Here is a 12,902-nt window from a genome sequence, read left to right as displayed (position 1 = left end):
CCCGAGCCGCCGAGCCCGGCGGAAGGGCAATCTGGCTCGGCCCGGCTCCGCCGGCCTTGATCCATCTCAAGGGACGGCACGAGGCCGCTGGGCCGGGCGCGCGGATTCGTCGGCATCGGATGCCGGGGCGGTCATCGGACCACCGAGCGCCCGCATGGCGTTGAGGATGACGGCGACGTCGATGACCTCCTGCAACAGGGCGCCCCGCAGCGGCGTCAGGTAGCCGAGGGCCGCCGCGACCATGCCGGCGAGCGACAGGCCGAGGCCGACCAGCACGCTCTGGAGCGCGATGGCCCGGGCCCGCCGGGCGATGCGGATCGCATCCGGAAGCGGCGCGAGGCTGTCGACCAGCAGGACGACGTCCGCCGCCTCGGCCGCCGCGGCCGCGCCCCTGGCGCCGAGCGCGACCCCGAGATCGGCGGCCGCCAGGGCGGGCGCGTCGTTGACGCCGTCCCCCACCATCATCACCAACCCCTGCCCCCGTTCGCGCGCCACGACCTGCGTCTTCCCCGCAGGATCGAGATCGGCCGCCAGGGCATCGATGGGCAGGCCCGCGATCAGCGCCTGCGCGATGCTGCGCCGGTCTCCGGTCGCGAGCACCACGCGCCGGATGCCGCAGCGGCGCAGGTCCGCGAGCGTCCGTCCGCCATCCGTTCGTACCGGGTCGGCGAAGCTCAGGATCGCGGCGGGCCTGCCGTCCACGGCCACCAGCACCGTCGCGGCCACGGCATCCGCGTTCCGGACGGCGTCCGTCTCCGGGAAGGGGATGCCGTGCGCCCGCATCGTGCGGGGTCCGCCGACCCTCACGGGCCGCCCCGCGACGAGGCCCGACACGCCCTCGCCCGGGACTTCGGCCACCTGCGTCGGCTGCGTCAGCGTAAGGCCGCGGGCGAGGGCCGCATCGACCAGGGCACGGGCCGTCGGATGGCCGGAGGCTTGGTCGAGGGAGGCGGCCAGCCTCAGGACATCCTGCTCCGCGACGGGACCGAGGCGATCCACAGCCGTCAGCCGCGCCGTCCCGTGGGTCAGCGTCCCGGTCTTGTCGACCACCAGGACGCGCACCCGCGCCAGCTTCTCCAGGGCGCCGCCGCCCTTGATGATGACGCCGATGCCGGCCGCCCGCGACAGACCGGAGATCAGGGCGACGGGCACCGCGAGGATGAGCGGGCAGGGCGTGGCGACGACCAGCACCGCGAGGGCCCGCAAGGGATCGCCCGTGGCAGCCCAGGCGCCCCCGGCCAGCATCAGGGTCAGGCCGAGGAAGGCCAGGCCGTAGCGGTCGGCGAGGCGCGCCATCGGCGCCTTCTGGGTTCGGGCGGCCTCGACGAGCCGGACGATCCCCGCATAGGTGCTCTCGGCGGCCCGGCGCTCGGCCAGAAGCGTGAAGGGCGCCCCGACATTGACCGTGCCGCTCAGCACGGACGCGTTCGCTTCGAACGTGACCGGCAGGGCCTCGCCGGTGAGCGTCGCCTGATCGAGGATGGCCCGGCCCGCGGCGACGCGGCCGTCCACCGGCAGGACGTCGCCGACGCGCACGAGGATGCGGTCGCCCGGGGCCAGGGTCTCGATGGGGACTTCCCTCACGCCGCTCGAGTCCTCGCGGAGGGCGGAGCGTGGCTGCCGGGCGAGCAGCGCCGTCATGGCCCGCCCGGCGCGTCCGGAGGCGTAGGCTTCCAGGGATTGGCCACCGGCATACATGAGGGCGATGACGACGCCGGCCAGCGGCTGCGACAGGGCGAGCGCGCCGCCCATCGACAGCAGGGCGACGAGGTCGAGCCCGACGTCGCCGCGCGCCAGGCTGGTCACGACCTGGAGCGCGAGGACGGCGAGGACCGCCAGCGTCGGAAGCGTCCACGCCCAGGCCGCGATGTCCGGGCGACCGAGCGCCTCGGCGGACAGGCCGGCGCAGAGGCCGGCGAGCGGAAGGACGGCCAGCCCTCCGCGCAGGCCCGTCAGCCAGCCGAGGCCCGCCGGCGCGCGCGAAGTCCTGGGGTCAACGGCCGCGGTCGTCATTCTCAGGGTCGCTTCCGGCTGTCGGGGGCCTTCGGGGTGCGCCCGTGTCGACCGGGGAGCCTTGCGCTGGATCAACAGGCGCCCGTTGCGTCGACGGAGAGGGCCGAAGCCTCGCGACGGCGAGCGCTGCGTCGCCGCGCCGATCCCGCATCGCCCGCCGGGAAGAGTTTTTGGTGCCTTGATCCAGCGCAAGGTCGCGGCGTCGGCCCCCCGCCATCGTCGGGCGGATGGATCCGGGCGCATCGCCCGGACGCCCGGAGATCCCGATGCCTTCCCTGACCCTGCCGAGCGCGGTGGACCTGGCCCGCACCCAGTTCGCCCTGACCGTCGTGTGGCACTTCCTGTTCCCGGCCTTCACCATCGGCCTGGCGAGTTTCCTGGCCGTCCTGGAGGGCCGCTGGCTGGCCACCGGCAAGGCCGTCTACCTCGATGTCTACCGCTACTGGCTCAAGGTCTTCGCCGTCGCCTTCGCCATGGGCGTCGTGTCGGGCCTGGTGATGTCCTACCAGTTCGGCACCAACTGGTCGGTCTTCGCCGACCGCACCGCGCCGATCCTGGGGCCGCTCCTCGGCTACGAGGTGCTCACGGCCTTCTTCCTCGAGGCCGGCTTCCTCGGCGTCATGCTGTTCGGATTGGAGCGGGTCGGCCCGCGCATGCACTTCCTGGCGACCTGCCTCGTCGCCTTCGGCACCCTGACCTCGGCCTTCTGGATCCTCTCGGCCAATTCCTGGATGCAGACCCCCACGGGCCACGAACTGGGAGCCGACGGACGGTTCGCCCCGGCCGATTGGTGGGCCATCGTCTTCAACCCCTCCTTCCCCTACCGTTTCGCCCATACGGTGACCGGCGCCTACCTGACCACGGCGATGATCGTGGGCGCGGTCGCTGCGTGGCACCTCCTGCGCGACGGCCGGAATCCCCGTGCCCGGGTGATGTTCTCCATGGCGATGTGGATGGCCGCGCTCGTCGCGCCGGCGCAACTGGTCATCGGCGACGTGCACGGCGCCAACACCTACCAGCACCAGCCCGCCAAGGTCGCGGCGATGGAAGGGCACTTCGAGACCCAAAGCCGGGCCCCCGCCCTGGTCCTGGGATGGCCCGACGCCGAGGCCGGCGAGACGCGGGGCGCCCTCGGCATCCCGGGCCTGGCGAGCCTCTACCTCACGCACGACCTGAACGGCACCGTGAAGGGGCTCAAGGACATGCCCCGCGCGACCTGGCCGACCAACCTGCCGCTGGTGTTCTGGTCGTTCCGCATCATGGTCGGTCTCGGCCTCCTGATGATCGCCCTCGGGTTCGTCTCGCTCTGGCTGCGCTGGAAGGGCCGACTCTACGAGACCGTCTGGTTCCAGCGCTTCGCGGTCGCCATGGGACCGTCGGGGCTGATCGCCGTCACCGCCGGCTGGACCGTCACCGAGACGGGGCGCCAGCCCTTCACGGTCTACGGCCTGCTCCGCACCGCCGACAGCGTCTCGCCGATCGCCGCGCCCGCCGTCGCCGCCTCCCTCGCGGCCTTCGCGGTGGTCTACCTCGCGGTGTTCGGGGCGGGCATCTGGTACCTGCTGCACCTCTTCAACCAGACCCCGCAGGTCCACGAATCCGGACCGCCGACCGGCGTGCCGGTGCGAACGGCCGGCATCACCCCGGCGCTGGCCCTCGACGCGCCCCACGCGGGTGCGCGCCGTCCCGCCCTCCAGCCCGCGGAGTAGTCCCCATGACCCTCGATCTCACCCTCGTCTGGGCGCTCCTCATCGCCACCGCCATCTTCCTCTACGTGGTCATGGACGGCTTCGACCTCGGGGTCGGCATCCTGTTCCCGGCGATCCGGGAGAAGGCCGACCGGGACGTGATGGTGAACACCGTCGCCCCGGTCTGGGACGGCAACGAGACCTGGCTGATCCTCGGCGGGGGCGGCCTGTTCGCCGTGTTCCCGCTGGCCTACGCCACGCTGCTGCCGGCCCTCTACATCCCGCTGACGCTGATGCTGCTCGCCCTGGTGTTCCGCGGCGTCGCGTTCGAGATGCGGTTCCGGACCGTCACGCGTCTCTCCCGGACCGCGTGGGACGGCGCCTTCTCGGCCGGGAGCCTCGTCGCCGCCTTCTGCCAGGGCATCTGCCTCGGCGCCCTGGTGCAGGGCGTCCGCGTCGAGGGACGGGCCTATGCCGGAGGCTGGTGGGACTGGCTGTCGCCGTTTTCCCTGTTCACCGGGCTCGCGCTGGTCGCCGGTTACGGGCTGCTCGGGGCGGGCTGGCTGATCTGGAAGACCGAGGGTGAGCTCCAGCTCCGGGCCTATCGCCTCGCCCGGGCCTTCGGCTGGGCGACGGTCGCCGCCATCGCCGTCGTGTCCCTGGCGATGCCGTTCCTCAGCCCCGCCTTCCGCGGTCGTTGGCTGACCTTTCCGGCGATGGCCTTCGTCGCCCCCGTCCCGCTTCTCGTCGGCCTCCTGGGCTGGCGCCTGCGCGACGCCCTCGACCGGCGCGAGGAGGTCATGCCCTTCCTGTGCGGGCTCGGCCTGTTCCTGCTGTCCTATGTCGGGCTCGCCATCAGCCTGTTCCCGATGATCGTGCCGCCCTCGGTGACGATCTGGGACGCGGCCACGCACCCGAGCAGCCAGCGCTTCCTTCTCGTCGGAACGGTCGTGCTCCTGCCGATGGTGCTCGGCTACACCGCCTACGTCTACTGGCTGTTCCGGGGTAAGGTCACCGCCGACGCGCCCGGCTACCATTAGGGAGGCGGACCATGACCATCCCCCGCTGGATGCGCCGCCTCGGTTGGTTCGGGGCCCTGTGGGCCGGCGGCATCGCCTGCCTCACGGCGGTCACCCTGCCCCTGCGATGGCTTCTCAAGGTCGTATGACGAGGGCCGTCTCGGCCGAACCGCGTTCACCGAGCCCCTCCCGGTTCGAACGGGTCATCGGGCAGGCCGCATCGGCGCAGGCCACCGTGTCTCGCGCGGCCGAGGCGAAGCGGCCGAGGCGACGCGATCCATCGCAAGGTCGGGGGCTCCCTGTTGGCCGCCGAAGCCCGATGGGGTTCGACGGCCAACAGGGGGCGGTTCAGGCCCGAACCCGACCCGCCTCAGACGTCGAGGTTGGCGACGCTGAGGGCGTTGTCCTGGATGAACTCGCGGCGGGGTTCGACCACGTCGCCCATCAGCTTCACGAACAGGTCGTCGGCGTCCTGGGTGTCCTTGACCTTGACCTGGAGGAGCGAGCGCACGTCCCGGTCGAGGGTGGTTTCCCAGAGCTGCTGGGCGGTCATCTCGCCGAGGCCCTTGTAGCGCTGGAGCTGCAGCCCCTTGCGGCCGAAGGCCATCACCGCCTCGAACAGGCCGACGGGCCCGTGCAGGGTGGTCTCGTCGCCCTTGCGCGCGTAGGTGACGGGCTGGTCGTAGATCTCGCGCAGGGCCTCCGCCCGGTCGGCGAGCCGGCGCGCCTCCTGCGAGGCCAGCAGCGAGGCGTCGAGGGTCGCCACCTGGCGCACGCCGCGCAGGGTCCGGCTCAAGACGTAGCCGCCCTCCGAGACGGCGCCCTCCCAGCCACGCTCGATGTCGTCGGCGATCCGGTCCATGCGCCGGGCGACCTCCTCGGCCAGCACCTCGGCCTCGGCCGCGTTCTCGTCGACATTGGCCCGGAAGGCGCCGGCGATCAGGGCCTGCTCGACCACGGCGCGGTCGTAGCGGGTGTGGAGCGCCTGCATCAGCCCGCGGAACTGGCGGGCCTCCTCGACCAGGGACTTCAGCTGCGGGCCGCCGAACTCGGTGCCGGAGGCCAGCCGCAGCACGGCGCCCTCGACGCCGGCATCGATGAGGTAGTCCTCCAGCGCCCGCTCGTCCTTGAGGTAGAGCGCCGACTTGCCCTTGGCGGCTTTGTAGAGGGGCGGCTGGGCGATGTAGAGGTGCCCGCGCTCGATCACCTCCGGCATCTGCCGGAAGAAGAAGGTCAGCAGCAGGGTGCGGATGTGCGAGCCGTCCACGTCGGCATCCGTCATGATGATGATGCGGTGATAGCGCAGCTTGTCGGGGTTGAAGCCCTCGCGGTCCGTGGACGAGCGGCCGATGCCGGCGCCGAGCGCGGTGATCAGGGTGCCGATCTCGGCCGAGGACAGCATCCGGTCGGCCCGCACCCGCTCCACGTTGAGGATTTTTCCGCGCAGCGGGAGAACGGCCTGGAAGGTGCGGTCGCGGCCCTGCTTGGCCGAGCCGCCGGCGGAATCGCCCTCCACCAGCAGGATCTCGCACTTCGAGGGATCGCGCTCCTGGCAATCGGCGAGCTTGCCGGGCAGCGAGGCGATGTCGAGGACGCCCTTGCGGGTCACGGTCTCGCGGGCCTTGCGGGCCGCCTCGCGGGCCGAGGCCGCCATGATGACCTTGGCCATCACCGAGCGGGCCAGCGCCGGGTTCTCCTCGAGCCAGTTCGAGAGCCCCTCGTTGAGGACGTTCTCCACGGCCGGGCGCACCTCGGAGGAGACCAGCTTGTCCTTGGTCTGCGAGGAGAATTTCGGGTCCGGCACCTGCACCGAGATCACGGCGGTGAGGCCCTCGCGGCAATCCTCGCCGGTGAGCGAGATCTTTTCGCGCTTGGCGATGCCGGACGATTCCGAATAGCCGGTGATCTGCCGGGTGAGGGCGGCGCGGAAGCCCGCCATGTGGGTGCCGCCGTCGCGCTGCGGGATGTTGTTGGTGAAGGGCAGCACGGTCTCGTTGAACGAGTCGTTCCACCAGAGCGCGACCTCGACGCGGATGTTGTCGCGCTCGGCCCGCACCATGACGGGCTTCTGCATGCCGTCGATGGGTTTGCGCGAGCGGTCGAGGTAGCGAACGAAGGCCTCGATGCCGCCCTCGTAGTACAGCTCCTCGCGCTTGTGCTCGGCGTGGCGGGCGTCGGTGAGGACGATGCGCACGCCGGAATTCAGGAAGGCGAGCTCGCGCAGGCGCTTCTCCAGGGTCGCGTAGTCGAACTCGATCATCGTGAAGGTGTCGGTGGAGGGCAGGAACGACACCTCGGTGCCGCGCCGGCCGTTGCCGTCGCCGACGACGATCAGCGGCGAGACCGCGTCGCCGTGGCGGAACTCCATCGCGTGCTCGCGGCCGCCCCGCCAGATGCGCAGGCGCAGCCATTGCGAGAGGGCGTTGACCACCGAGACGCCGACGCCGTGCAGGCCGCCGGAGACCTTGTAGGAGTTCTGGTCGAACTTTCCGCCCGCGTGCAGCTGGGTCATGATGACCTCGGCCGCCGAGACCCCCTCCTCCTTGTGGATGTCGGTGGGGATGCCGCGGCCGTTGTCGGAGACCGTGACGGAGCCGTCGGCGTTCAGCGTGACGGTGACGAGGTCCGCGTGGCCCGCGAGCGCCTCGTCGATGGCGTTGTCGACCACCTCGTAGACCATGTGGTGCAGGCCCGAGCCGTCGTCGGTGTCGCCGATATACATGCCGGGGCGCTTGCGCACCGCGTCGAGGCCCTTGAGGACCCGGATGGATTCCGCGCCGTAGGCATCGGCGGCGAGGTTATGGGAACTGTCGGACATGAACTTCCTCGGACAGGCGGGCATTCAGGCCGGACTTGCCGGCCCAGGCCGGGCCCCCGCCGCCTGCATTTCTTCTTGACCCGCGCAATATAAGCATTTCCCACTGGGAATGCATCGTTTTCGGGCCCGTAGACCCCCGGAATCGCGACCACGATGCCCCGTTCGCGTTAACCCCCCGTCAAGGCCCCGCCGGGATCCGGCCGACGGGGCCCGGCCGTCCTCAATCCTGCAGGAACGGGTTCGACACGCGCTCCTCGCCGAGCGTGCTGGTGGGGCCGTGGCCGGGGATGAAGGCGACGTCGTCGCCCAGCGGCAGGACCTTGTCCTTGATGGCCCGGATGAGCTGCTCGTGGTTGCCGCCGGGCAGGTCGGTGCGGCCGACCGAGCCCTTGAACACCACGTCGCCGACCAGGGCGAAGCGCGCGTCGCGGCTCATGAACACCACGCTGCCGGGGGAGTGGCCGGGGGCGTGCAGGATGTCGAAGGCCAGGCCGCCGACCTCGACCACGTCGCCGTCGCCCAGCCAGCGGTCCGGCGTCACCGCCCGGGCCCCGTCGAGGCCGTAATTGGCGCCCGTCTCCGGCAGGCTGTCGAGGAGGTAGCGGTCGGCCTCGTGCGGCCCCTCGATCGGCACGCCGAGCCGGTCGCGCAGCTCGGCCGCGCCGCCGGCGTGGTCGATGTGCCCGTGGGTGAGCAGGATCTTCTCGATGGCGATGCCCTGGGCGGCGATCGCCGCCTCGATCCGGTCGAGGTCGCCGCCCGGATCGACCACGGCGCCGACCTTGGTCTCGTCCGACCAGATCAGGGTGCAGTTCTGCTGGAAGGGGGTCACCGGAATGATTCCGGCGCGGGGCGTGCCTGGCATCGGGGGTCTCGCGGGATGGCGCCGCGGCGGCGCGGGGGTCGGCGCCGCCGGAGCGCGGGGTGGACGTGAGGGCGGGCGCCGCAGCGGCGCCGGTGGCGGCCTGTCTAGCCCGAGATCGGTGCGGGGGCGAATCCGCCGCGCCCGCCGCGTCCCCCGCCGCGCGGCTCCCCGGTCGCCGTTCCCGTGTCGCGGCCCCCATGTCGCGGCCTCATGGTCAAACTTCGGCCTCGCCACGGGCCTAACGGAGCCTTAACCACGGTCCGGCCGCACGCCTCGCCGGGCGAGCCACCGTCCCCCCTCCCCCATCCGGGCCCCTTGCGCACATGCTGAAAACCGCCTTCGTCGCCGCACGGGACCGGCAGCGCCTCGGGGAGATCGCGTCCGTCCTTATCGGCTTCGGCGTCACCAAGGTGGTGGAGCGCCTCGGCCTCGCCCAGGTGGCGCGCCTCGCCAAGCGCCGGACGCCGCAGGTGGACATCGCCCGCCTGTCGCAGCCCCAGCGGGTGCGGCGCGCCATCGAGACCCTGGGGCCGACCTTCGTGAAGCTCGGCCAGATCCTGGCGAGCCGGCCCGACCTCCTGACCCCGGAATGGACCGAGGAGCTGGAGAAGCTCCACAGCCAGGTCTCGCCGATCCCGTGGGAGCGCATCCGGCCCCAGCTCGAGGAGGACCTCGGCGGCCCGGCCTCGGAGATCTTCGCCGAGTTCGACACCACGCCGCTCGCCGCCGCCTCCATCGCCCAGGTCTACCGCGCCCGCCTGCAGACCGGCGAGGAGGTGGTGGTGAAGGTGCTGCGCCCGGGCCTGCGCAAGACCATCGAGGCGGACCTGCGCCTGATGGGCCACGCCACCCGCATCGTCGTGGACGAGTGGCCGGAATTCGGGCGCTACCAGCCCCAGGAGCAGATGCGCCACCTGGCCAGCGGCCTCTACGGCGAGCTCGACCTCATCAACGAGGCGCGCAACTGCGAGACCATCGCGGCGATCTTTGCCGACCGCGACGACATCGTGGTGCCCAAGATCCACTGGGAATGGACCTCCGAGCGGGTGCTGGTGCAGGAATTCGTGCACGGCATCCCGCCCAACGACCATGCCCGCCTGGACGCCGCCGGCTACGACAAGGTGCTGCTCGCCCAGAAGGGCACCGACGCCTTCCTGCAGATGGCCCTGATCGAGGGCGTGTTCCACGCCGACCCGCATCCCGGCAACATGCTGATCATGCCGGACAACCGGATCGGCTTCATCGATTTCGGCATCATCGGGCGCCTCTCGCAGCGCCGCCGCACCCAGCTTCTGATGCTGATCGGCGCCATGCTCAAGGAGGATTCCGACGGGCTGATGGCCGTGCTCCTCGACTGGAGCGGCTCGAGCAACCCGGACCTCACCAAGCTCGAGGCCTCGTCGCAGGCCTTCGTCGCCCGCCACACCGGCGCCTCCCTGGATTTCGGGGCGCTGCTCACCGACTTCATGACCATGGCCCGCGAGAACGACCTCGCCATGCCCACGGATCTGGCCATCCTGTTCAAGGGGCTGGTGACCGCCGACGGGGTGATGCGCCAGCTCGACCCCGGCTTCGACCTGTTCTCGGCCGCCGGGCCGACCGTGCGGCGCAAGCTCGCCTCGCAGTTCTCGATCAAGGGCCTGACCCGTAAGGTCGAGGCGGTGGGCGCCGGCCTGTTCGGCGCGGCCTCCGAGCTGCCGACCCTAATCCACCTCATGCTGGTGCGCCTGAAGCAGGGCCGCGTCACCGTCGAGATCGAGCTCAAGGGCATCGAGAAGCTCACCCGCGGCATCGAGCGCGCCGCCGCCCGCATCGCGGTGGCGCTCATCGTCGCCGCCTTCGCCACGCAGCTCGCCCCCCGCTTCATGGACCTCGGCACGCCGGCCTTCATCACCGTCGGCGCCATGGTCTGCGTGATCGGGATCGGCTGGCTGGTCCTGCTAGGGCGCAACAAGTAGCGGGGCCGGCGCCCCCTAGGACGCCGCGGCAGGCTCGGCCGCGCGGGGGCGGACGCCGGAATCATCCACCGTCGCCCGCGCCTTCGACAGGTCGTGGGCGTTCTGGAGGTTGAGCCAGAATTGCGGCGTGGTTCCGAAGCGGACGCCGAGGCGGATCGCGGTGTCGGCGGTGATGCCGCGCCGGCCCCGGATGATCTCGGAGACCCGGTTGGGCGGCACGCCGATCTCCGCCGCGAACTGCCGGGCCGACAGGGCGAGCGGCGTCAGGTACGCCTCCACGAGGATCTCGCCGGGATGGGTGCGGATGCGGGCCATGGCCGATCTCCTGTGCGGTCGCGCGAGGATACATCGGCCCGCGCCCCGCGAAAAGTTTCTCTCAGGTTGCATTTCTGATGAAACAAATTACCTGAAGTTCGCATGCCCCATCGGGCTGCCAACGGAAGGACGCGGACACCATGGCTGATCGTGCGGTCAGGAAGACCGGAAAGAACGCTGAACGCGACATCACGGCGTTGTGCAACGATGGCGACGCGTGGTCGCCGCGCCGGAAGCAGGACGCCATCAACGACATCGAGTTCGGGATGCACAGCTATCACGTGCCCTGGCCCAACGGACGGACCGAGATCCGGGTCGTCCAGGGGCCGAACGGCAAGTACCTGCGCACGGATCGGGATACCACCACCCGGAACAACCTGGACGATCTTCCGGATTGCTGATCCGGTTCGGGGTTCGGGCGTGAACGCCGCGGCGGTCCTGCTCCCAGCAGGGCCGCCGTCCCGGCGCCGGGGCGGCTGGCCTACCCCACCCGCCGTTTCAGCGGGGCGTCGAGGCCGCCGACGCGGAACCAGTGGTAGCCGTAGCGCTCCATCATCAGGCAGTGGCGGCCCTCCGCGTCCGCTTCGCAGCGGCGGCCGGTGAGGAGGTCGACGAGGAGGTGGCCCTCCGGCCCCTCGATTCCGGCCGAGAGGGCGATCTCCATCGGCGTGCCCGCGAGGTTGTGCACGCAGAGCACGGAATTGCCCTCCCAGTCGTAGCGGATCGCCAGGATCGCCGGCGAGGCCGTCTCGATCACGGTGAAGTCGCCCCAGCCGATTTCCGGCACCTCCTTGCGGGTGCGGATCACGCTCTCCATCCAGTTCAGGAGGGAGCCGCGGTCGTGGCGCTGGCTGGCCACGTTGACGTGGTCGAAGCCGTAGGCGCCCTGGTCGATCACCGGCAGGGTCGGGGTCTCGCTCTTGGTGAAGCCGCCCTGGGCCTCGCCGCTCCACTGCATCGGCGTGCGGGCGCATTCGCGCTCCTTGAGCGAGAGGTCGTCGCCCATGCCGATCTCGTCGCCGTAGCGCAGCACGGGTGTGCCCGGCAGGGTGAACATCAGCGAATAGGCGAGCTCGATGCGCTGCTGGTCGCCTCCGAGCATCGGGGCGAGGCGCCGCCGGATACCCCGGTCGTAGAGCTGCATGCCCTTCTCGGGCCCGAAGGCGGAAAACACCGCCTGGCGCTGGGCCTCGGTGAGCCGCCCGAGGTCGAGCTCGTCGTGGTTGCGCAGGAAAACCGCCCACTGGGCGGAATCAGGCCGGTTCCAGGTCTTGCGCATGGCCTTGGCCAGGGGGCGCCCGTCGCCGGCCGCGAGGCCGTAGAACAGGGCTTGGTTGACGGGGAAGTTGAACAGCATGTGGAGCCGGTCGGCGTCGTCGCCGAAATAGGCGAGGTCCTTCTTGGGCAGGATGTTGGCCTCGCCCAGGATGATGGCGTCGCCCTGGCGCCACTGCAGGAACTCGCGGAAGTCGCGCAGCATGTCGAACTGCTCGTCGGGCTCGCCCGTGACGTCCGGCCCCTTCTTGGCGATGACGAACGGCACCGCGTCCATGCGGAAGCCCGAGACCCCGAGCTGGATCCAGAAGCCCATGATCTTCTGGATCTCGGCCCGCACCGCCGGATGGGCGGTGTTGAGGTCCGGCTGGAACGGCATGAAGCGGTGGAAGTAGTAGGCCCCCGCCTTGGCGTCGCGGGTCCAGGTGGTGGTCTGGACGCCGGGAAAGACCATGCCCTCGTCGGCGTGCGGCGGCCGGGTCTTCGACCAGACGTACCAGTCCCGGTAGGGCGAATCCGGGTCGGAGCGGGCGGACTGGAACCAGGGATGCTGGTCCGAGGTGTGGTTGACCACGAGGTCGATCAGGACGCGCAGGCCCCGCTGCTTGGCCGCGTGGGTGAAGGCGACGAAGTCGCCGAGCGAGCCGTAATCCGGGTCGACGCCGTAATAGTCGGAGATGTCGTAGCCGCCGTCGCGCTTGGGCGAGGGCTGGAACGGCATCAGCCAGATCGCCGTGATGCCGATGCCCTGCAGGTAGTCGAGCCGGCGCTCCAGCCCGGCGAAGTCGCCGATGCCGTCGCCGTTGCCGTCGAGGAAGGTCCGGACCGAGAGGCAGTAGACGACGGCGTTCTTGTACCAGAGGTCCTTGATCATGCCGTCATCCCCGGGAGCGGGCGCCCCGGGCCACAACGCGGGCCCGCGGGAAAGCGTTGCCGTGAGCGTTGCCGTGA

10 protein-coding genes are annotated in these 12,902 nt (G+C 71.0%); 5 read left to right on the top strand and 5 right to left on the bottom strand.

Annotated elements, in window-relative coordinates:
• Window positions 1-66: 66 nt before the first annotated feature.
• The gene (locus ASG51_RS20085; protein WP_056382660.1) at window positions 67-2,013 is read right to left on the bottom strand and encodes a heavy metal translocating P-type ATPase; all 1,947 of its coding nucleotides are present in this window, start codon (window positions 2,011-2,013) and stop codon (window positions 67-69) included.
• Window positions 2,014-2,279: 266 nt separating this feature from the next.
• Between ASG51_RS20085 and ASG51_RS20080 the strand changes: the two genes are divergently transcribed.
• Genes ASG51_RS20080 through ASG51_RS24385 form a run of 3 tightly spaced genes read left to right on the top strand, consistent with a single transcriptional unit; the run spans window position 2,280 to window position 4,869 of the window.
• Window positions 2,280-3,722 carry a cytochrome ubiquinol oxidase subunit I gene (locus ASG51_RS20080; protein WP_056382658.1) on the top strand — a complete coding sequence of 481 codons (1,443 nt, stop codon included), beginning with the start codon at window positions 2,280-2,282 and terminating at the stop codon, window positions 3,720-3,722.
• Between the two features lie 5 nt (window positions 3,723-3,727).
• Window positions 3,728-4,741 carry a cytochrome d ubiquinol oxidase subunit II gene (gene cydB, locus ASG51_RS20075; RefSeq protein ID WP_056382657.1) on the top strand — a complete coding sequence of 338 codons (1,014 nt, stop codon included), beginning with the start codon at window positions 3,728-3,730 and terminating at the stop codon, window positions 4,739-4,741.
• Window positions 4,742-4,752: 11 nt separating this feature from the next.
• A complete protein-coding gene (locus tag ASG51_RS24385) occupies window positions 4,753-4,869 on the top strand; it encodes a DUF2474 family protein (RefSeq protein ID WP_156389798.1) in 117 nt (38 codons plus the stop codon).
• 221 nt (window positions 4,870-5,090) lie between these two features.
• On the opposite strand, the gene gyrB is transcribed toward ASG51_RS24385, so the two are convergent.
• Both gyrB and ASG51_RS20065 read right to left on the bottom strand, forming a co-directional pair.
• Complete coding sequence (gene gyrB / locus ASG51_RS20070; protein ID WP_056220024.1) at window positions 5,091-7,538, bottom strand: DNA topoisomerase (ATP-hydrolyzing) subunit B; 2,448 nt, start codon at window positions 7,536-7,538, stop codon at window positions 5,091-5,093.
• 220 nt (window positions 7,539-7,758) lie between these two features.
• A complete protein-coding gene (locus tag ASG51_RS20065) occupies window positions 7,759-8,403 on the bottom strand; it encodes an MBL fold metallo-hydrolase (protein ID WP_056220021.1) in 645 nt (214 codons plus the stop codon).
• A gap of 323 nt (window positions 8,404-8,726) precedes the next feature.
• Between ASG51_RS20065 and ASG51_RS20060 the strand changes: the two genes are divergently transcribed.
• Window positions 8,727-10,361, top strand: coding sequence for an AarF/UbiB family protein (locus tag ASG51_RS20060; protein WP_056220018.1), 1,635 nt, complete (start codon window positions 8,727-8,729; stop codon window positions 10,359-10,361).
• A gap of 15 nt (window positions 10,362-10,376) precedes the next feature.
• Here ASG51_RS20060 and ASG51_RS20055 read toward each other — a convergent pair whose 3' ends face one another.
• A complete protein-coding gene (locus ASG51_RS20055) occupies window positions 10,377-10,676 on the bottom strand; it encodes a HigA family addiction module antitoxin (protein ID WP_056220016.1) in 300 nt (99 codons plus the stop codon).
• 140 nt (window positions 10,677-10,816) lie between these two features.
• Between ASG51_RS20055 and ASG51_RS20050 the strand changes: the two genes are divergently transcribed.
• Complete coding sequence (locus ASG51_RS20050) at window positions 10,817-11,077, top strand: DUF3892 domain-containing protein (RefSeq protein WP_056382655.1); 261 nt, start codon at window positions 10,817-10,819, stop codon at window positions 11,075-11,077.
• A gap of 80 nt (window positions 11,078-11,157) precedes the next feature.
• On the opposite strand, the gene ASG51_RS20045 is transcribed toward ASG51_RS20050, so the two are convergent.
• Complete coding sequence (locus ASG51_RS20045) at window positions 11,158-12,825, bottom strand: alpha-amylase family protein (RefSeq protein WP_056382653.1); 1,668 nt, start codon at window positions 12,823-12,825, stop codon at window positions 11,158-11,160.
• Window positions 12,826-12,902: the final 77 nt, after the last annotated feature.

It is taken from the genome of Methylobacterium sp. Leaf465 (assembly GCF_001424705.1).
Taxonomy (GTDB): Bacteria; Pseudomonadota; Alphaproteobacteria; order Rhizobiales; family Beijerinckiaceae; genus Methylobacterium.
Note: the sequence above shows the minus strand (reverse complement) of the source record. Positions and strands in the feature narration are given on the sequence as shown.

Bases quoted from the DNA above. Each gene is read 5' to 3' on its own strand.
- ASG51_RS24385 (WP_156389798.1), top strand. From the start codon at position 4,753: ATGACCATCCCCCGCTGGATGCGCCGCCTCGGTTGGTTCGGGGCCCTG.
- ASG51_RS20045 (WP_056382653.1), bottom strand. From the start codon at position 12,825: ATGATCAAGGACCTCTGGTACAAGAACGCCGTCGTCTACTGCCTCTCG.
- ASG51_RS20065 (WP_056220021.1), bottom strand. From the start codon at position 8,403: ATGCCAGGCACGCCCCGCGCCGGAATCATTCCGGTGACCCCCTTCCAG.
- ASG51_RS20060 (WP_056220018.1), top strand. From the start codon at position 8,727: ATGCTGAAAACCGCCTTCGTCGCCGCACGGGACCGGCAGCGCCTCGGG.
- ASG51_RS20050 (WP_056382655.1), top strand. From the start codon at position 10,817: ATGGCTGATCGTGCGGTCAGGAAGACCGGAAAGAACGCTGAACGCGAC.
- ASG51_RS20085 (WP_056382660.1), bottom strand. From the start codon at position 2,013: ATGACGACCGCGGCCGTTGACCCCAGGACTTCGCGCGCGCCGGCGGGC.
- gyrB (WP_056220024.1), bottom strand. From the start codon at position 7,538: ATGTCCGACAGTTCCCATAACCTCGCCGCCGATGCCTACGGCGCGGAA.
- ASG51_RS20080 (WP_056382658.1), top strand. From the start codon at position 2,280: ATGCCTTCCCTGACCCTGCCGAGCGCGGTGGACCTGGCCCGCACCCAG.
- ASG51_RS20055 (WP_056220016.1), bottom strand. From the start codon at position 10,676: ATGGCCCGCATCCGCACCCATCCCGGCGAGATCCTCGTGGAGGCGTAC.
- cydB (WP_056382657.1), top strand. From the start codon at position 3,728: ATGACCCTCGATCTCACCCTCGTCTGGGCGCTCCTCATCGCCACCGCC.